Origin of the sequence: Arthrobacter sp. 9MFCol3.1, from assembly GCF_000620385.1 — a bacterium.
Lineage (GTDB): Bacteria > Actinomycetota > Actinomycetes > Actinomycetales > Micrococcaceae > Arthrobacter.
Genome location: NZ_JIBJ01000010.1, coordinates 130,122 through 147,038 on the forward strand (window position 1 = coordinate 130,122; position 16,917 = coordinate 147,038).

Here is a 16,917-nt window from a genome sequence, read left to right on the forward strand (position 1 = left end):
AAAAGGGAATGCTTATGACACCGATGGCCCGCCGCCCCCTCCGGCAGTCCCTCCGGCACCGCCTGGTGGGGCGCCGCAGCCGGATGATCAGCGCCACCCTGGCGCTGGTCCTGGCCGGGACCATTGGGGCCTCGGGCCCGGCGGCATTCGCCGACGACCTCGAGGACCAGCAGGCCGCGCTGCGCGAGGAGGCCGCACGGGTCCAGCACTCCCTCGAATTCGTGGACGGCCGGATCGCCCAGGCCGCGGCAGACCTGGTCCTGTACCAGGGCCAGCTCCCCGGCGCCCAGCAGGCCCTCACGGACGCCCAGGGCCGCGTGGCCGGCGCGGTCCAGGAAGTGCAGGCCCTCGCGGCCCGCGTGGACCTGGCACAGCAGAACAAGGCAAAAATCACGCAGCAGCTGGAAGCGGACAAGCAGAAGATCGCGGACACCCGGAAACTGATCGGACAGATCGCCACGCAGGCCTACAAGTCCGGCGGCGTCCCGTCCAACCTTTCCCTGTTCTTCGGATCGAACCAGGGCAGCAGCCTCACGGACACCATCGACCTCGCGGACCAGGCCCTGCGCAGCCAGAACTCCGCGATGGACAAGCTCACCCAGCAGAGCGCCACCAACGTCAACGCGCAGGCCCGGCTGGCCGCCGTCGAAGCTGAAATCACCGACCTCAAGGCCAAAGCCGACGCCGCGCTGGCCCGGGAAAAGGCCGCCCGGGACGAAGCCGCAGCCAAGAAGGCCGCCGTGGACAAGCTGATCGCCGACACCACCCGGCTCGACGCCCAGCTCCAGGCCGCCAAGCCCGGCATCCAGAGCCAGCTCGCCAAGGTCAAGGCGCAGCAGGACGCCGTGGCCGCCGAAATCGTCGAACGTGACCGGAAGCTGCGGGAGGCCTGGTTGGCCGAGCAGCGGCGCATTGCAGAGGCCGCGGCGGCCGCCGCCCGGGCCCAGGGCCAGGCCGTCCAGCCGTATGTCCCGCCGGCCCAGGGCTCACCGTCGGCCTTCGGGCTGCAGCACCCGTTCCCCGGCAATATTCCGATCACCTCCGGGTTCGGCTGGCGTGCCACGCCGCCGGGCACCATCGACTTCTACGGCCAGGGCGGCTACATGCACACCGGCATCGACTTCGGCGCCGCCTGCGGCACCCCGGTCTACGCCGCGGCCGCCGGCACCGTCTTCTCGGCCGGCTGGGCCAACGACGGCGGCGGCAACAACGTGAAGATCTCCCACGGGGTGGTCCAAGGCAACTCGCTGACCACGATTTACTACCACAACACCTCCGTGGCGGTCTCGGTCGGCCAGCACGTCAACCGGGGGCAGCTGATCGCCTATTCAGGCACCACCGGCAACTCCACCGGCTGCCACTCGCACTTCGAGACCTGGCTTAACGGACGGGCCGTGGACCCGATGAACCTGCTGTAGTCCGGCGGGCCGTCCGGCGGGCCATCCGCTGAGGCGGGCGCCCTGCCGTAAACTGGAAAGACTCCGCACCACCAGGCCGGAGTGAACCACCAACAAACCGAGGAGTCCTACCGTGCCCAAAGAAAGTGGCCGTAAGGTAGTGGCCACCAACCGCAAGGCCCGGCACGACTACCACGTCCTAGACACCTATGAAGCCGGCATCGCGCTGATGGGCACGGAAGTGAAGTCCCTGCGCGAGGGCCATGCCTCGATGGTGGACGGCTTCTGCACGTTCTACAACGACGAGCTGTGGATGGAGGGCATCCACATCCCCGAGTACCACCAGGGGAGCTGGACGAACCACGCCGCACGCCGCCGCCGCAAGCTGCTGCTGCACCGCGAAGAGCTCACGAAGATCTCGCACAAGATCCGCGAGTCGGGTTTCACGATCGTGCCGCTGCAGCTGTACTTCGTGGACGGCCGCGCGAAGGTCGAAATCGGCGTCGCCCGCGGCAAGAAGGAATACGACAAGCGCCAGACGCTGCGCGAACAGCAGGACAAGCGCGAGGCCCAGCGCGTCATGCGCGAACGCAACCGCCGCTAGCGCGGCGCAGGCTGTCACCGCCTCCGGGAATGTTTCCCGGAGGCGGTGCGTTATGATTGGTAGTCCGGGAAGGATTCGAAAGTGTCCGGTCCGGGTTTGATAAAAAAATACGGGGATGATCGGTTTCGACGATGTTAGTCGCGACAGGTGAAGCGGGCCGAGGATGCAGAATTATCTCGTAAACGCTGTCTGCAAACCAATAAGTGCCGAATCAAAACGCACTGACTTCGCTCTCGCTGCCTAAGCAGTAAGACAGTCCGTCAGCCCGAGGTTGCTATTGCCCCGGATCCTGGCGTCATTTAGATAGCCACTGCTGTTTACCTCCGTCATCGGGGTAAACGGGACTCTTAGATGACTGGGCCCGGATCAGCCAGCTGTTTGCAGCATGGCTGGGGCCGAGAAAATCCAACGCAAACTGCGCCCGGAGAAGCCCTGACAACACGACATCGGACGGGGGTTCAATTCCCCCCATCTCCACATAGGGGCCCGGCAACGGTGCTCCACCCCGTATTGGGTTCACAAAACTCCCTGCCGGCTTCTGCCGGCGGGGAGTTTTGTGCTTACGCGACACGCCAACGTCAGGTGCCGAGGACTTTCGCCTTCTGGGCCGCAAACTCCTCTTCGGTGAGGATCCCCTGCTCCTTCAGCGCCCCGAGCTGCTTGAGCTGCTCGAGCGCTTCGTTGGATATGCCGCCGGCGGCCGGGGGAGGAGGGGGCGGCGCTTGCTGGTAGACAGGCTGCTGGTATTCCTGTGGCGGTGGCTGCTGCTGGGCCATCTGCGCATCGTAGGCCTCCTGCTGCTTGGCCGCCGTCGCGGCGTCCTTCTCGGCAAACTTGTTGGCCTGGCGGCGCTGGACCCGGCCGCTGACTGCACTGGCCGTCCCGGCAACGACTGCCGTCCGTGCCACACCCCTAAGAAGTCCCATGATTCTTCTCCTCTCACATCTCTTGTTCTGCGTCAGGTCTTAGGCGTCGGCTACCGGAGGTGCGGCGGCGTCAAGGGCATCAAGTGCTTCCATCACGTCCGGCGCAGGGATCCGCGTGCTCGCGATGAGTTCGCCGCCGCTGTCCCGAACAGCCGCCACGAATGGGGCGGCCCAGGTGTTCTCGTAGACGATCAGCGCGGCCACCGTCCCGGGGAGCAGTGCGGCCGATGCCTCGGCGATGTCATCGTCGCCCAAAAGCCCGGTCCGGGCTCCCTCGAAGTAGGAGAACCCCGCCGCGGGACCGCCTGGGTCGGTCAGTTCGAGCACCTCGACAGATCCGTCGTCATTCTTCATGACGACGAGGAGATCGAAGAGGCGGATCACGCCCTGCTCGACGAGCTTAACGAGTTCCTCACTCGCCTGTCCCGTTAACCCCGATACGGGGAACTCCAGGAGTACGAAGTCGACCGGCCCGTGGGCCTCAGTCTCCGGTGTGGTTGTCACTGGTATTCCTCCGGTCTGTGTCGAGCACGCTGTCTGGCGCACTGGTCTTAGTGTGGGCGGTCCCCGCCGGGCCGTCACCACCCGCGTCGAATGATTCCGATGGCGGCCCGCACCCGCTCAACGGTTGGAACTGGCCCGCGGACATGGGCTGGAACCGGACCTCGCGGTTGGATCCCAAGACCCACTAAAGCGCCAACCGGAGATTGTCACATCATCCATTTCGGGTGAGCCCCCCAACGCTCCGGCATGTGTCAGGGCCACACAACAAGAGGCCGGAAGCAACGGCTTCCGGCCTCTCGATTTTTCAGCGCTTCTTGATGTGTGCCACTGGGTCGGTGTGGGCATCAACGATGTGTTTCGCCTTTTTCTCTGCCCGTTTTTCCTTGATGGTTTTAACCGACTTCTTCGACACGCTCTGGTGCGGCGTCTTGTCAGGCATGGTGCTCTCCCTCACGGCAGGGGCCAGGAGTAGCCCCGACTTTTAAGCTACGCCTCCGGAACCGCGGCGTCCACGATCCCTGCGAAACGGCTGCCGACGCCGTCGTACACGCTGCGCACGAGCCCGGGCCCGAGCACCGGGATGTCGCGTTCCTCGTGGTGCGCGCAGCAGACATAGGTGAAGTCCGGCCACCATTTTTTGGGCCGGGCCGCTTCGGAGAATCCGCAGACGGCGCAGGTGAGCTGGACCCAGACGGGCCGCTTGCCGGTGCGGTTTGCTTTGGACTGGACCAGCCACGCCGGCGGGTTGTCCAGTAGCTCGCCGAGCTCAGCCTCGGACAGCCGGGGCGGGATGCCGTGGCGATGCGCCATTTCCAGGGGAATGTCGAGGATCTGGGCTGCTTCGCGTCGGGTAACCATCCTTCAACGATACGGGAACGACGGCGGCCCGAAGCCACCCGAACGCCCCGGTGTAACGCTCGACACACCGACGGCTGGCTGAGGTTTTCAGCCCGCGAGGGCAAGTCCCAGCGCCGCGGCCGCGAGCCCCGCGAGGAGGTTCGAGCCGATGTTGAGCGCCGCCGCCCGGTACCGCTCTTCGCTGACCAGGCGGACCGTCGCGGTGGTCCATGAGCTGAAGGTGGTCAGGCCCCCGGCGAGACCGGTTGCGATCGCGGCGTGCCAGTCGGCGCCCAGCTCCAGGTGGCCGGTCAGGCCGACGGACCAGCCGATGATGAAGGATCCGACGACGTTGACCGTAAAAGTCGCCCAGGGCCAGTGCGGTCGGGAGCCCTGATGGTGCGCAAACCAGGAGTCGACGGCGAACCGCAGGAGTGCGCCCGCCACCCCGCACGCCCCGACCACGAGCGCGGTCATCATCGGGCACCTCCGCGGAGGTCGGCAATCGCCTTGCCGGTTTTCCAGCCGGCCGCCGCCGCCCCCAGGCCCAGGACGAGCGAGAGCCCGAGGTAAGCCAGCCACGTGGCGTGGAAGCCGCCGCGGATCTGCTGGTCAACGGCTATCACCAGCGCCGAAAAGGTGGTGAAGGACCCCAGAAGGCCGGGGCCGATGCCGGCCCGCAGCCAGAAGGCCGTTTGCGGCCGCGCGATCCAGAGAGTGGTCAGCGTGGCCAGGATGAAACTCCCGGACACATTGATCGCCAATGTGGTCCACGGCACCGCGCCGGCGCTTTCCGGAAAAATCAGGCCGGCGCCGAAACGCAGCTCGGTTCCGATCAGCCCGCCGACGGCGACGGCGGACCAGGCCTTCCAGCCCGGGACACCGGGGCGCGGCACGGCCCGGCGCTCGTCCAGCGCACCCTTCACTCAGCCCCCTTTTCACTCATGGCCGGGGACGCTGCAGCCGGCGTGCGCGGCTTCGCTGTGGACCCAGAGGGCCGAGGCGACTTCGTCGGCGAAATCGAATTCGCGCGGTGCCGCGGCGGAACCGATCCGCACCACCATGGGGCCGCCGAAGGGCCGCCGGCCCACCACCTCCACTTCGGCGTCGAGGTCGATGTCCTCGGCGGCGAGATAACGCAGGAGTTCAGGGTTCTCGTCGCTGATCCGGGTGATCCGGCCGGTGTGGCCGTCGTCGAGTTCGCTCAGGCGGTGGGCGGCGGGCATCAGCACCGAGCCGTCCGCTGCCGGGATGGGGTCGCCGTGTGGGTCCCGGGTAGGGTTCCCCAGCTTGGCCGCCATCCGTTCAATGAAGGTGTCAGAGACGGCGTGCTCCAGGAGCTCGGCTTCGTCGTGGACCTCGTCCCAGCGGTACCCGAGCTCCCGGACGAGGAAGGTCTCTATCAGCCGGTGCCGCCGGACCATGGACAGGGCGAGCCGGACTCCATCGCTGGTGAGCGTGACGGCGCTGTAGGGCTTGTGGTCTACGAGGCCTTGGTCCTTGAGTTTGCGGACCATTTCCGAAACCGAGGAGTTGGCGACGCCCAGGCGCTGCGCCAGCTGCGTGGAGGTGATGGGCTTGTGCTGCCACTCGGTGAACGAATAGATGACCTTGACGTAGTCCTCGATCGAGGAGGAGGGCGTACTGGTCTTCACAGACCTAAGCCTACCGTCAGCTGCCTCCGGAGAAAGTGAGCCACAGCAGGACCAGGTTGAGTGCCACGACGAGTACCACGCTGATGATGGCTGCGATTCGGAGGGCAGGGCCGTCGGCAAACCGGCCCATGAGGGCCTTGTTGCTGGTCAGCATCACCAGCGGGACCAGGACAAAGGGAATCCCGAAGCTGAGGACGACCTGGCTCAGGACAAGTGCCCAGGTGGGGTCGAAGCCCACCGCCAGCAGCACGACGGCGGGAATGAGGGTCACGACGCGCCGGGCCATGACGGGAATCCGGATCTTGAGCAGGCCCTGCATGATGGAGCCGCCGGCATAGCAGCCCACCGAGGTCGATGCCAGGCCGGAGGCGAGCAGCCCGACAGCAAAGACCACGCCGACGATCGGGCCGAGGTTGGCGGTGATGGCGGCGTGCGCGCCCTCGATTGTGTCCGTGCCCTCTTCGCCGCCGAGGGTGGAGGCGGCCAGGAGCAGCATGCCGATGTTGACCAGTCCGGCGATCGCGAGTGCGGCAACGACGTCGAACCGGGTGGCCCGGACCAGGCGCGCGATGGCCGCCGGGGGAACATGCAGGTGTTCGTCCGGCCGGTGCCGGTCCCGGGACAGGGCAGAGTGGACGTAGATGGCGTGCGGCATGACGGTGGCCCCGAGCATGCTGGCGGCCAGCAGGACAGTGTCCGGGCCCTGGAAGCCGGGCATGAGCCCGGCCAGGGCGGCCCCCGGATCTGGCGGGCTGATGAACAGCCCGGCCAGGAAGCCGATAGTGATGATGCCGAGCAGGAACATGATGATGAATTCGAACGGCCGCTGTTTCTGCCGGGCCTGGACGGCGAGCAGGAGCATGGAAACGGCGCCGACAATCAAGGCGCCAAGGGGGAGCGGGAGGCCGAAAAGCAGGTACAGGGCGATAGCGCCGCCCACTACCTCAGCGAGGTCGGTGGCGGCGGCGACGACTTCGGCCTGCACCCAGAAAGCGCGGCGCCAGAACGGCTTGAGCCGTTCACCAAGGATCTCCGGAAGGCTCTTGCCCGTGACGATCCCGAGCTTGGCGGACTGGTACTGGACGAGGACGGCCATGACGTTGGCGGCCACGAGGACCCACACCAGCAGGTAGCCGTACTGCGCGCCGGCGGTCAGGTTGGCGGCCACGTTTCCGGGGTCCACGTAGGCGATCGATGCCACGAACGCCGGCCCCAACAGGCCGATCAGCGCCCTGCGGGCACCCGGGTGTTTGTAGGTGGGGGCGACGTCCTGCGCCGGTTGCCCGTGTCCTTTTACCTCCAGCACTGCCAGCTCCTGTGATTGGCGCGTCCGCGTTGACGCGATGATCGGCGCCGGCTGGAAAACAGCCGGCGTCAAAGTTCCATACGCCTACAAGTAATTATTAGGCATACCGAAACAATAAGCCCGGCGGGGCCTTGCATGCAATCCGGGAATCCGTGGGGAGCGGGCATCAGGCCCGGAATGCCCGCCACGTCTGGGTGAGGTAAGGCAGCCGGAGCACGTCGCCTGGGACGTGCCCCAGGTGCTCGTGCAGGTACCAGTCGAGGTTGGCCATGACCTTGGCCCGGGTGGAGTCCGATGCCGCGAGGTAGTAGCTGCGGGACTTGGTCAGCTCCTGGATGTCCTCCGTGGTGACGGAATCCTCCCACCGCGTCACGTGGCTCTCCAGCCCGGTGAACTCGGGGCCGACAGCGGGGCGGAAGTGTGGTTTGAGGACGTCCCCCGCGTGCATGATCCGGGAGAGGCGGTGCACCCAGGGCACGCTGGTGTCCAGCTGGTTCCAGATCAGGCCCAGCACTCCGTGCGGCCGCAGGATCCGGGCAATCTCGGTGCTGGCCAGGCCAGGATCGCACCAGTGCCACGCCTGGGCGACCGTGACGAGGTCGAAGGATTCCGGCTCGAGACCGGTGTCCTCGGCGCTGCCCCCGATGGCGACGACGTCCGGCAGGGTCCGGCGCAACTGCTCGAGCATGTCGGCGGAGGGGTCCACAGCCACCGTGTCCAGTCCGCGTTCTGCCAGGAGCGCAGTGAACTTCCCGGTGCCGGCGCCAATGTCCGCGGCGTCCTTGGCCCCCGCCGGGACCAGCCAGCCGGCCGACTCCTGCGGATAGCCGGGACGGACGCGTTCATAGTGTTCCCCGCCGTCCTGGAAGCTTTGCCCGAGTTCCTGGCGCCGCCCGCTGTGCAGCTTAGGTCCACTGTGCAGCCTGGGGCCGGCGCTTGCCACGTGCGATCTCCTTCGGAAGGTCCTGCTGGTTTCAGGTACCTTTCGAATTTACCGCACCCGCGCCGGGCCCTGATCCTGCGCTAGTCCAGGGTGCAGGGCGCTGCGCCGGCGGTGCCCGGGGTGTTCGGCGCCCAGTGGGGGTAGCTGCGGGTGTCGTTGGCCGGCACCCAGCGGCCGGCGTCCACCACGTAATCCCAGCCGAGTCCGTTCTGCCGCAGCTGCTGCAGGCCGGCCAGCAGGCGTTCGGCATCCTCCAGCCGCGAGCCCAGCCCGAAGCTGGCCCGCAGGGAGCCGGCGGGCAGGCCGAGCCGCTTGAGCAGCGGGTGGGCGCAGAATCGGCCGTCGCGCAGGCCAATGCCGTGTTCGGCCGACAGGTAGGCGGCCACGAGTCCGGCGTCGAAGCCTTCCACGGAAAAGTTCACGACGCCGATCGTGCCGGGGCCTGCCTGGCCGCCTTCGGGGGAAGAAGCGGAAGGCGAATCGGCAAAGATCCGGTGCACGGTTACTCCGTCGATGCCCTGGAGGCCTTCGACGAGGAAGGACCGGATGGCGTCCTCGTGGGCCTGCCACTGCTCCTGGTCCAGGGCCGCAATGACCTGGGTGGCACGGGCGAGGGCCGCCGCGCCAAGGACGTTCGGCGAGCCGCCCTCGTGCCGGGCAGGTCCCGTGGTCCAGCTGACGGAGTCGAGCCGGGCGTCGCGGACCGCGCCGCCGCCGGCCAGGTGCGGGGTGCCGGCGTCGAGCCAGTCCGTCCGGCCCACCAGCACGCCCGCGCCGAACGGGGCGTACAGCTTGTGCCCAGAGAAGGCGAGGTAGTCGACGCCGTCCGCGGCGATGTTAATCCGCCGGTGCGGGGCCAGCTGCGCGGCGTCGACAGCGATCCTGGCGCCGTATTCGTGTGCCAGCGCGGCCAAGGTCCGGATCGGCAGGATCTCCCCGGTGACGTTGGAAGCGCCGGTGACGGCCAGCAGGCTGACATCGCCGCGCGCCAGCTCCTCGCGCAGGCGGTCCACCGTGGCCGCGAGGGTGGGGGCGGCCACGACGCTGCGGTGCGGGACATTCTGCCAGGGCAGGAGGTTGGCGTGGTGCTCGATGTCGAGGTAGACGACCTCGCCCGCGGGGCGCCCGTCGCGCAGCGGCAGGCAGCCCGCCAGCAGGTTCAGGGAATCGGTGGTGTTGCGGGTGAAGATCACGGAATCGTCCGGCCGGCCGCCCACGAAGTCCCGCACGATGTCCCGGGCGTTCTCGTAGACAGACGTGCTGATCTGCGATGCGTAGCCGGCGCCGCGGTGCACGCTGGCGTAGTACGGCAGGATTTCGTTCAGGTAGGCCGAGACCACGGACAGGGCCGGGGCGGAGGCGCCGTAGTCGAGGTTGGCGTAGCGGGTGTGGCCGCCGGTGATCAGCGGCGCCTGGATTTCCGCCCCGGTAACGGCGGCCAGCGGGCGGGCCGCGAGGGCGAGGCGGCCATCAGCCTGCCCTGCAGACTGTTCTGCGCCGGCGGCATGGAATTCGGGGGCAACGGGGAAAATGGCAGTTGTCATGGGACCTCACTCGAACAGGACCCCACACCGTGGGAATCCGCGCTTGCCGGGTCCGTTCCGGACCGGCCAGGTCGTCACCCGGGGCACCCCACCGCGACTGGAGGGTTGCCGGCCAGCAAACCGGGGTTTAGCGCTGGCACTCGTGACCTGCATCGAGCGTAGGACATCCACGCAGCCCGGGAAAAGGCGGCCGCCGATTGTGAAGCGGATTATTACGGGCGCGGTTCAGTTGTTGGGGTGGGCCGGGAAGAGGTCGTCGAGACCGGGGTTGAGCCGCTTGAGGACTTCCGAGTGCAAGATCGAATTGGTGGCCAGGGCATTGCCGCCGAAGGGTCCGTCCTCGCCCTCGAGCGAGGTGAAGCGGCCGCCGGCCTCGGTCACGATCGGCACCAGGGCGGCCATGTCGTAGAGGTTCAGCTCGGGCTCGCAGGCGATGTCCACGGCACCCTCGGCCACGAGGCAGTAGGACCAGAAGTCACCGTAGGCGCGGGTCCGCCACACTTCCTCGGTCAGGCCCAGGAACTCATCCAGGTTCCCGCGTTCCTTCCAGCCGCCAAGGCTGGAGTAGGACAGCGAGGCGTCCTCGAGATTGGAGACATTGGATACCTTCAACCGTGTGGCGGCGGCGAGCGAGCGGCCCATATAGGCGCCCGCACCCTTGGCGGCCCACCAGCGCTTGCCCAGTGCCGGCGCGCTGACGACGCCGACCACCGGTTCGCCCTCATCGACAAGGGCGATCAGGGTGGCCCAGACCGGGACGCCGCGGACAAAGTTCTTGGTGCCGTCGATCGGGTCGATGATCCACCGGCGGGAACCGTGGCCCGAGCTGCCGAATTCCTCGCCGAGGACCGCGTCCCGCGGACGTGACCGGGAGAGCTGGCCGCGGATGGCCTCTTCCGCGGACTTGTCGGCATCGGTGACGGGTGTGAGGTCGGGCTTCGTCTCGATCCGAAGGTCGAGCGCCTTGAAGCGGCTCATGGTCTGGGAATCGACCGAATCTGCCAGTACATGGGCAAGGCGCAGGTCATCGTTGTAGCTCGAAGCGGGTTGGCTCATGGTTCCAAACTACCGTCAAACCGGGCTGCCGGGCGGGAGGCCGCGGCACGGCGCCGCAGCCCGGTTGCCGGGCCGGCTAGGAGACGGTGCCCAGTTCCTTGGTTTCCTGTGCTTCCATCCGCGGGTCCGTGCCCAGCAGCCGGCGCAGGGACGCGAGCCTCGCCGGTCCCGAGGGCCCCGCGTGCCCGGCCGCCACCCACTTGTCGACGCCGCAGTTGACGGCGGTGGAGTCATGCTTGCAGCCGCGTTCGCAGTCATCGGTGCCCGGTTCCAGGTCCGGGAAGGAACGCAGGATCCGGTCCGGGTCCACGTGGGCCAGGCCGAAGGACCGGATGCCGGGGGTGTCGATGATCCAGCTGCCCGCCGGGGCATCGTTGACCTTCAGCGCCAGTGCCGAGGAGGACGTGTGGCGGCCGCGGCCGGTTACCGCGTTCACGCCTCCCGTGGCCCGCTCGGCCCCGGTCAGGGCGTTGACCATGGTGGACTTGCCGACGCCGGAATGGCCCAGCATCACGGTGACCTTGCCGTCGAGGTAGTCGCGCAGCTGGGACACCGCGTCCTTGTCGAGCCGGGCGGAGAGCCCGTCGTCGGAGCGGGCGTCGATGCCGGAAGCGGCGGAGTCCGCGGTCTTGGAGATGATGACGGGAAAATCGAGGTGCTGGTAGTTGGACAGCAGTTCGGCGGGATCCTTGACGTCGGCCTTGGTGACGAGCAGCAGCGGCTCGATGCCGGCGTCGTACGCGGCCACCAGTGCGCGGTCGATGAAACCGGTCCGCGGCTCGGGGTTGGCGGCGGCGACCACCACCACCAGCTGGTCGGCGTTGGCCACGACGGCGCGTTCGATCGGGTCCGTGTCGTCGGCGCTGCGGCGCAACAGTGTCTTGCGGTCCTGGATCTTGACCAGCCGCGCGAGGGTGTCGGGCTCGCCGGTGACGTCGCCGACCAGGGAGACGAAGTCGCCGGCAACCACGGGGTTGCGGCGCAGCTCCCGGGCGCGGGCAGCGATGATCTTGCGTTCGTCGGGGGTTCCTTCGCCGACGACGGCGGTGTAGCGGCCGCGGTCAACGGTGATGATGCGTCCGGTGACGGCGTCATCGTAGCTGGGCCGGTCCTTGGTGCGGGGGCGGGTTCCCTTCTTGTTCGGCCGGATCCGGACGTCGGACTCGTCCCATGAATCAGTGCTGCGTGCCACCGGCGGTGTCCTCATCTGCGGCGGGTCCCTGTGCCAGCATCGCTTCCCAGAGTTGCGGGAAATCGGGCATGGTCTTGGCCGTGGTTGCGATGTCCTCGACCTCCACGCCGGGTACGGCAAGGCCGAGGATGGCGCCGGCGGTTGCCATGCGGTGGTCCGCGTAGCTGTGGACCACACCGCCGTGCAGCGCGGCCGGGCGGATGATGAGGCCGTCGGCGGTCTCTTCGGCGTCGCCGCCGAGGCGGTTGATTTCGGCGACGAGGGCGGCGAGCCGGTCCGTTTCGTGGCCGCGGAGGTGGGCGATGCCGCTGAGCCGCGAGGGGCCGGCGGCGAGGGCGCAGAGTGCGGCCACGGTGGGGGCGAGTTCGCTGGTCTCGTCGAAGTCGCCGCCCTTGATCTCCGGCCCTCCGCTGACGGTCAGGGTGCCGCCGTCCACAGTCACGGTGGCGCCCATGGCGGTCAGGATGCCGCGCCAGAGATCACCGACCTGGGTGGTCTCCGCGGGCCAGTTCGGGATCCGCACGGTGCCGCCGGTGGCCAGGGCCGCCGCGAGGAACGGGCCGGCGTTCGAGAGATCCTGCTCGATCCGGACGTCGAAGGCGCGGATCGGGCCGGGGGAGACAACCCAGTGGTTCGGCACCGAGTCATCAACCGCCACGCCCACGCCGCGCAGCACGGCCACGGTCATGTTGATGTGGTCCAGGCTCGGCACGGGCTTGCCGACATGTTCCCTGCTTTGATGTTCCAGGTGGAGTCCCTCGGTGAAGCGTGCCCCGGCCAGCAGCAGGGCGGAGACGAACTGGGACGAAGCGCTGGCATCGATGATCAGGTGGCCGCCGCGCACCTCGCCCGTGCCGTGGACGGTGAACGGCAATGACGACGCCGGACCGCCGTCGGGCGCGGTCACTGCCACACCCAGGCCGGCCAGGGCCTCGATGATGGTGCCCATGGGGCGTTTGCGGGCGTGCGGGTCGCCGTCGAAACGGGCCTCACCGCGGCGCAGCGCCGCCACCGGAGGCACAAAGCGCATGACCGTGCCGGCCAAGCCGCAGTCGATCGCCGTGTCCTCCGCGGCGGCGTCCATGCTGATCGGGACGATTTCCAGGTCGGGGCCGAAGGCGCCGTCGCCGGGAACCTCCGTAACGGTGGCCCCCAACTGCCGCAGGGCCTCAATCATCAGCGCGGAATCCCGGGAGTGGAGTGGGGCCCGCAGCCGGGACGGCCCGTCCGCGAGGGCGGCGAGCACGAGGTACCGGTTGGTCAGGGACTTGGATCCCGGAACGGTGACCGTGGCATCGACGGGCCGTGCGGCGAAGGGGGCGGACCAGTGCGGACCGCCGTTGGCAGGGTGGGACGGGGCAGCTGCTGAGGGGGTGGCGCCAGTCATTACCGTCTTAGGCTCCGGCAGAGTGGTCTACGGCCTTGCGGACGACTTTGTCGGCCTTCTTCAGCTGCTTGTTGGTGGTCTTGCGGGCATCGGCGGCGAGGTGTCCGGCGCTCTTCTTGGCATCCGCGGCCAGGTGCCCGGCGCGCCAGGCCAGGCTGGGCTTGCCGGCGGTATCGACCGCGGCGAGGAGCACGCCGCCGGTGAGGGAGACGTTTTTCAGGAGCTGTTTGCGGCGGGCGTCGCGGGCTTCCTTCGAGGAGATGTCCGCGCTGCGCCATTCGACGTAGCCGTTCAGGATCGAAATGACGGCGAGCAGGGTGGCAGCCAGCCGGGCGGACTTGCCGAGGGCGAAGCAGAGGCCGGCACCGATCTGGGTGCCGCCGATCACGCGTGCCACGACTTTTTCATTCGGCTGGAACGGCAGCGCGTCGGCCGTGCGGCGCAACAGGGGGGACAGCTGGGCCGCTGTGTCATCCGCGTTCTTGAGCTTGTCCATGCCGGCGAGGACGAAACTGGAAGCGAGCATGGGCCGGGCGAGAAAGCGGACAAACGACATGAATTTCCTCCTGGATGGACGAACAGCGGCTTCACTGCGGGAGAACCGGTTCTAGTCTTGCACTTTTGCGGAATATTTGCCCGCAGGACGTGGTTGTGAAAGGCAGATCCCAGCAGGCTAACGAAGGCGGAGATTTGACTCTGGTCAAAGACAGTGCGGAACCGGAAGCCGGTTCCGGGCAATCATGGACCCTCGCGCTTCCGGCGGTTCCGGGTGCCCGGCAGAAGGTGACAGTAGACTTGAACGCAATGAGCACCATGGACCCGGCCGTTGCGGCCATGCACGAGGTTGCCGGAAACGACGCCACGCCCACCAAGACACCTGATGCCGGCGCGTCCGCCGCCTTGGAGACCGAGGTGGACGGGAAGCCCCTTGATGTCTCCACCGAGTCCGCGGAAGAGCGCCGGGTGCGTTTTGAACGCGACGCGATGCAGTACGTGGACCAGCTGTATTCGGCGGCCATGAGGATGGCCAGGAACCCCTCCGACGCCGAGGACCTGGTCCAGGAGGCTTATACAAAGGCGTTCTCCGCGTTCCACCAGTACAAGCCCGGAACCAACCTGAAGGCCTGGCTGTACCGCATCCTCACCAACACGTACATCAACCTGTACCGGAAGCGTCAGCGCGAGCCGCTGCAGTCGAATTCGGACACCATCGAGGACTGGCAGCTGGCCCGCGCCGAGTCGCATACGTCCTCGGGACTGCGTTCGGCTGAGGCAGAGGCCCTCGACCACCTGCCCGATTCGGATGTGAAGCGCGCCCTCCAGTCGATTCCGGAGGAGTTCCGGCTGGCCGTGTACTTCGCCGACGTCGAGGGCTTCGCGTACAAGGAAATTTCAGACATCATGAACACCCCCATCGGGACCGTCATGTCCCGGCTGCACCGCGGCCGGAAGATGCTGAGGGACATGCTGGCGGACTATGCCGCCGAACGAGGATTCAGGGCCGCCACCGAGTCAAGCGCCGCGGCCGACAGCAACAAACAGGAGAACAGGAAATGAGCGACTGCCAGGGACTGGGCGATTGCGATGACGCCCGGATGCAACGTATCTATGAATATCTGGATGGGGCGCTCACGCGTGCGGACATCGCAGAGATCAAGGACCACCTGGACAGTTGCCCGGAGTGCCTGGAGCAGTACGACCTCGAATGTGTCATCCGCGTGATGGTCAAGCGTTCGTGCACCGAAGCGGCTCCGGAAAACCTCAAGAACTCCATCCTGGACCGGATTCACTCGATCCGGACCGTGGAAGCCTGAGCCGTAGCGAAGAATCCGAACAAAACAAAAGACCCCGGAACCGTGAGGTTTCCGGGGTCTCTTGCTTAAAGCTGTCAATCCTAGCCGTAGCTTAGGTGTTGGGGCGCTTACCGTGGTTCGCGCCGCCACGCTTACGGTCACGACGTTTACGTGCACGTTTGCTCATAGCTGGCCTCCTTAATCTTGGTACTCAAAAGAGCTGCCCTCAAGTCTCCCACATCGCGGCACCCGCCGCGAACCGGGGAACCCGCGCTACGGGCCGTGAGGGGTTGGGCCCGATCTCAGCCGTCCAACGAATTGCGGATCGAGATCCTGGCCTGGTCCAGCACGGTCCTGACTGTTTCGAGCGTGACGGCGGTGACGGGACGGCTCCCGGCGTGGCGCCGCAGTTCCACCCGCATGTCGTCGCGGAACGCCTGCACCAGCATTTCCGCCTCCTTCAGCCGCCGTTCGCCCTCCGGGGAGTACCACGGGCTGCCCGCGCCGCCGGCAGTGCCTGTCCCGCCGGCAGAACTCGCGGCGCGGGCCGAGGTCCGGGCCGCCTCCGCCGTCGCCGCAAGGTCGGCCCGGAGGCCGCGCATGTTGACGCGGATGTCCTGGCGCAGGTTGTCGGCAAGCCGGCGTACTGACGCCGAGATGTCGTTCTCGACGCCGGCGAGTTCGTCCCGCCGGCTGTTCAGTTCCGTGAGACCGGCCGGGGTGATGCTGTAGTTGGTGCGGCGGCCCTCGGTGCGGGTGGCCACGAGCCCTTCCTCTTCAAGCTTGCCCAGGCGCGGGTAGATGGTCCCGGCACTGGGGGAGTACGTGCCGCCGAAACGCTCGCTGAGCGCCTTGATCAGCTCGTAGCCGTGCTTGGGGCCCGTTTCGAGCAGGGCGAGCAGGTACAGCCGCAGCGCCCCGTGGGCGAAGACGGGAGGCATCAGAGGGCCGTTTCGGTGTCCGGGCTGGGCTGGCCGTGGAAGAGCGAAGTTTTTCCCGAGACCGAGTTGGTCCGGACCAGCATCAGCTTGGCGTCCGGTCCCGCGATGGTCTGCACGGTGCCGCCGGGCTGGACGTACCTCGTGTCGTCGATGACCACCGCGCCGCTGGCGGACTTGGCAACGATGTCCACCCCGATGTCGTGCGGAAGCCGGATGGTGACGTCGCCGGAGACCGAATTGGCACCGAAGTCATGGGTGAAGCCGTGCAGGTCGAAGTTCAGGTCGCCGCTGACGGTGTTCGCGCGGATGTTGCTGAATTCCCCCGAGGCCGTCACTTCGCCGGAGACGCTCTTGGCGGTCAGGACGCCGCGGTGGTTGCGGGCAATCACCTCGCCGCTGACCGTGTTGACTGACAGGTTCCCGGAGGTGCCGTCGGCCAGCACGGATCCCGAGACGGTGTTGAGCCGGGTGTGGCCGCTGAGCCCGGAAACCATGCCGTCGCCGCTCACCGTCCCGGCCTCGACCTCGACGCCGGCCGGCAGGGCGATGCTGATGACCACCGAGTTGCTGCTGCCGTTGTTGACGGTGCTCATCAGGTTCTTGAACCACCCCTGCGGGCCGTGCAGCTGGTGGCGGACTTCCAGGCGGCCGTTGACGACCGAAACCGACAGGGGATCGCCTTCGATTTCGGAGACCTCGATCCTGGCAACGTCCTCCTCATGGGTGACGATGTCGAAGCGGCCGCGGACAATCCCGAGTTTGAGGGAGTGGACGCCGTCGACGTCGATGGTCTGCGGGCCGGTCACAGTCCACGTGTTCTCTGACATGGTTC

Annotated in this window: 21 protein-coding genes, 1 other RNA gene and 1 riboswitch; of the genes, 5 read left to right on the forward strand and 17 right to left on the reverse strand. The window is 67.4% G+C overall.

Translation table 11 applies throughout. From position 1 onward, the window contains the following. The first annotated feature begins 14 nt into the window (after window positions 1–14). The 3 genes from C560_RS0112350 (at window position 15) to ssrA (ending at window position 2,481) form a co-directional block, all read left to right on the forward strand. Window positions 15–1,418 (forward strand): M23 family metallopeptidase, encoded by a 1,404-nt coding sequence (locus C560_RS0112350; protein WP_026538446.1) that lies wholly within the window; start codon window positions 15–17, stop codon window positions 1,416–1,418. Between the two features lie 112 nt (window positions 1,419–1,530). After that, window positions 1,531–2,001 (forward strand): SsrA-binding protein SmpB, encoded by a 471-nt coding sequence (smpB, locus tag C560_RS0112355; protein ID WP_026266743.1) that lies wholly within the window; start codon window positions 1,531–1,533, stop codon window positions 1,999–2,001. Between the two features lie 111 nt (window positions 2,002–2,112). Beyond that, window positions 2,113–2,481, forward strand: a transfer-messenger RNA (tmRNA) gene (gene ssrA, locus C560_RS23010). Between the two features lie 98 nt (window positions 2,482–2,579). Here ssrA and C560_RS0112360 read toward each other — a convergent pair. The 14 genes from C560_RS0112360 to C560_RS0112425 all read right to left on the reverse strand — a co-directional run bounded on the left by C560_RS0112360 (window position 2,580) and on the right by C560_RS0112425 (window position 13,907). Beyond that, window positions 2,580–2,927 (reverse strand): SHOCT domain-containing protein, encoded by a 348-nt coding sequence (locus C560_RS0112360; RefSeq protein ID WP_197026151.1) that lies wholly within the window; start codon window positions 2,925–2,927, stop codon window positions 2,580–2,582. Window positions 2,928–2,966: 39 nt separating this feature from the next. Continuing rightward, the gene (locus C560_RS0112365; RefSeq protein WP_018775273.1) at window positions 2,967–3,431 is read right to left on the reverse strand and encodes a DUF6325 family protein; all 465 of its coding nucleotides are present in this window, start codon (window positions 3,429–3,431) and stop codon (window positions 2,967–2,969) included. A 304-nt stretch (window positions 3,432–3,735) separates the two neighbouring features. Then, window positions 3,736–3,870, reverse strand: a complete 135-nt coding sequence (locus tag C560_RS23965) for a hypothetical protein (protein ID WP_018775274.1) — start codon at window positions 3,868–3,870, stop codon at window positions 3,736–3,738. A 47-nt stretch (window positions 3,871–3,917) separates the two neighbouring features. Then, entirely contained in the window at window positions 3,918–4,289 is a 372-nt protein-coding gene (locus C560_RS0112375; RefSeq protein ID WP_018775275.1) for a hypothetical protein, read from the reverse strand. Window positions 4,290–4,376: 87 nt separating this feature from the next. Further along, on the reverse strand, window positions 4,377–4,745 hold the full coding sequence (locus C560_RS0112380) for a fluoride efflux transporter FluC (RefSeq protein ID WP_026538448.1): 369 nt from the start codon (window positions 4,743–4,745) through the stop codon (window positions 4,377–4,379). Then, window positions 4,745–5,194 carry a fluoride efflux transporter FluC gene (locus C560_RS0112385; RefSeq protein ID WP_051533133.1) on the reverse strand — a complete coding sequence of 150 codons (450 nt, stop codon included), beginning with the start codon at window positions 5,192–5,194 and terminating at the stop codon, window positions 4,745–4,747. Before C560_RS0112385 ends, C560_RS0112380 begins: the two co-directional genes overlap by 1 nt. Window positions 5,195–5,206: 12 nt before the next feature. Continuing rightward, entirely contained in the window at window positions 5,207–5,923 is a 717-nt protein-coding gene (locus C560_RS0112390; protein WP_026538450.1) for a metal-dependent transcriptional regulator, read from the reverse strand. 16 nt (window positions 5,924–5,939) lie between these two features. Next, window positions 5,940–7,229, reverse strand: a complete 1,290-nt coding sequence (locus tag C560_RS0112395; protein WP_026538451.1) for an Nramp family divalent metal transporter — start codon at window positions 7,227–7,229, stop codon at window positions 5,940–5,942. A gap of 166 nt (window positions 7,230–7,395) precedes the next feature. After that, window positions 7,396–8,172, reverse strand: coding sequence for a class I SAM-dependent methyltransferase (locus tag C560_RS0112400; RefSeq protein ID WP_026538452.1), 777 nt, complete (start codon window positions 8,170–8,172; stop codon window positions 7,396–7,398). Window positions 8,173–8,252: 80 nt separating this feature from the next. Beyond that, window positions 8,253–9,716 carry an aminotransferase class V-fold PLP-dependent enzyme gene (locus tag C560_RS0112405; RefSeq protein ID WP_026538453.1) on the reverse strand — a complete coding sequence of 488 codons (1,464 nt, stop codon included), beginning with the start codon at window positions 9,714–9,716 and terminating at the stop codon, window positions 8,253–8,255. A 34-nt stretch (window positions 9,717–9,750) separates the two neighbouring features. Continuing rightward, window positions 9,751–9,864: riboswitch (SAM riboswitch) on the reverse strand. A 77-nt stretch (window positions 9,865–9,941) separates the two neighbouring features. Further along, on the reverse strand, window positions 9,942–10,772 hold the full coding sequence (gene hisN, locus C560_RS0112410; protein ID WP_026538454.1) for a histidinol-phosphatase: 831 nt from the start codon (window positions 10,770–10,772) through the stop codon (window positions 9,942–9,944). A 76-nt stretch (window positions 10,773–10,848) separates the two neighbouring features. Then, entirely contained in the window at window positions 10,849–11,964 is a 1,116-nt protein-coding gene (rsgA, locus tag C560_RS0112415; RefSeq protein ID WP_018775283.1) for a ribosome small subunit-dependent GTPase A, read from the reverse strand. Continuing rightward, window positions 11,948–13,351 (reverse strand): 3-phosphoshikimate 1-carboxyvinyltransferase, encoded by a 1,404-nt coding sequence (gene aroA, locus C560_RS0112420; protein WP_026538455.1) that lies wholly within the window; start codon window positions 13,349–13,351, stop codon window positions 11,948–11,950. Before aroA ends, rsgA begins: the two co-directional genes overlap by 17 nt. Window positions 13,352–13,358: 7 nt before the next feature. Further along, window positions 13,359–13,907 (reverse strand): DoxX family protein, encoded by a 549-nt coding sequence (locus C560_RS0112425; protein WP_018775285.1) that lies wholly within the window; start codon window positions 13,905–13,907, stop codon window positions 13,359–13,361. A gap of 248 nt (window positions 13,908–14,155) precedes the next feature. On the opposite strand from C560_RS0112425, the gene C560_RS0112430 reads away from it, so the two are divergent. Both C560_RS0112430 and rsrA read left to right on the forward strand, forming a co-directional pair. Continuing rightward, complete coding sequence (locus tag C560_RS0112430) at window positions 14,156–14,908, forward strand: sigma-70 family RNA polymerase sigma factor (RefSeq protein ID WP_018775286.1); 753 nt, start codon at window positions 14,156–14,158, stop codon at window positions 14,906–14,908. Beyond that, window positions 14,905–15,165 (forward strand): mycothiol system anti-sigma-R factor, encoded by a 261-nt coding sequence (gene rsrA, locus C560_RS0112435; protein WP_018775287.1) that lies wholly within the window; start codon window positions 14,905–14,907, stop codon window positions 15,163–15,165. The genes C560_RS0112430 and rsrA overlap by 4 nt, the downstream gene beginning before the upstream one ends. A 91-nt stretch (window positions 15,166–15,256) precedes the next feature. On the opposite strand, the gene C560_RS24095 is transcribed toward rsrA, so the two are convergent. The 3 genes from C560_RS24095 to C560_RS0112445 form a co-directional block, all read right to left on the reverse strand. Continuing rightward, window positions 15,257–15,331: a 50S ribosomal protein bL37 gene (locus tag C560_RS24095; RefSeq protein WP_369299106.1), complete on the reverse strand. Its 75-nt coding sequence runs from the start codon at window positions 15,329–15,331 to the stop codon at window positions 15,257–15,259. Between the two features lie 115 nt (window positions 15,332–15,446). Continuing rightward, complete coding sequence (locus tag C560_RS0112440; RefSeq protein ID WP_026538457.1) at window positions 15,447–16,085, reverse strand: PadR family transcriptional regulator; 639 nt, start codon at window positions 16,083–16,085, stop codon at window positions 15,447–15,449. Continuing rightward, on the reverse strand, window positions 16,085–16,912 hold the full coding sequence (locus tag C560_RS0112445) for a DUF4097 family beta strand repeat-containing protein (protein ID WP_018775289.1): 828 nt from the start codon (window positions 16,910–16,912) through the stop codon (window positions 16,085–16,087). The genes C560_RS0112440 and C560_RS0112445 overlap by 1 nt, the downstream gene beginning before the upstream one ends. Between the last annotated feature and the right edge of the window lie 5 nt (window positions 16,913–16,917).

Coding starts and splice junctions, on each gene's coding strand:
- C560_RS0112350 (WP_026538446.1), top strand. CDS start 15: ATGACACCGATGGCCCGCCGCCCCCTCCGGCAGTCCCTCCGGCACCGC.
- C560_RS0112360 (WP_197026151.1), bottom strand. CDS start 2,927: ATGGGACTTCTTAGGGGTGTGGCACGGACGGCAGTCGTTGCCGGGACG.
- C560_RS23965 (WP_018775274.1), bottom strand. CDS start 3,870: ATGCCTGACAAGACGCCGCACCAGAGCGTGTCGAAGAAGTCGGTTAAA.
- C560_RS0112375 (WP_018775275.1), bottom strand. CDS start 4,289: ATGGTTACCCGACGCGAAGCAGCCCAGATCCTCGACATTCCCCTGGAA.
- C560_RS0112380 (WP_026538448.1), bottom strand. CDS start 4,745: ATGACCGCGCTCGTGGTCGGGGCGTGCGGGGTGGCGGGCGCACTCCTG.
- C560_RS0112405 (WP_026538453.1), bottom strand. CDS start 9,716: ATGACAACTGCCATTTTCCCCGTTGCCCCCGAATTCCATGCCGCCGGC.
- hisN (WP_026538454.1), bottom strand. CDS start 10,772: ATGAGCCAACCCGCTTCGAGCTACAACGATGACCTGCGCCTTGCCCAT.
- aroA (WP_026538455.1), bottom strand. CDS start 13,351: ATGACTGGCGCCACCCCCTCAGCAGCTGCCCCGTCCCACCCTGCCAAC.
- C560_RS0112425 (WP_018775285.1), bottom strand. CDS start 13,907: ATGTCGTTTGTCCGCTTTCTCGCCCGGCCCATGCTCGCTTCCAGTTTC.
- C560_RS0112430 (WP_018775286.1), top strand. CDS start 14,156: ATGAGCACCATGGACCCGGCCGTTGCGGCCATGCACGAGGTTGCCGGA.
- rsrA (WP_018775287.1), top strand. CDS start 14,905: ATGAGCGACTGCCAGGGACTGGGCGATTGCGATGACGCCCGGATGCAA.
- C560_RS0112440 (WP_026538457.1), bottom strand. CDS start 16,085: ATGCCTCCCGTCTTCGCCCACGGGGCGCTGCGGCTGTACCTGCTCGCC.
- C560_RS0112445 (WP_018775289.1), bottom strand. CDS start 16,912: ATGTCAGAGAACACGTGGACTGTGACCGGCCCGCAGACCATCGACGTC.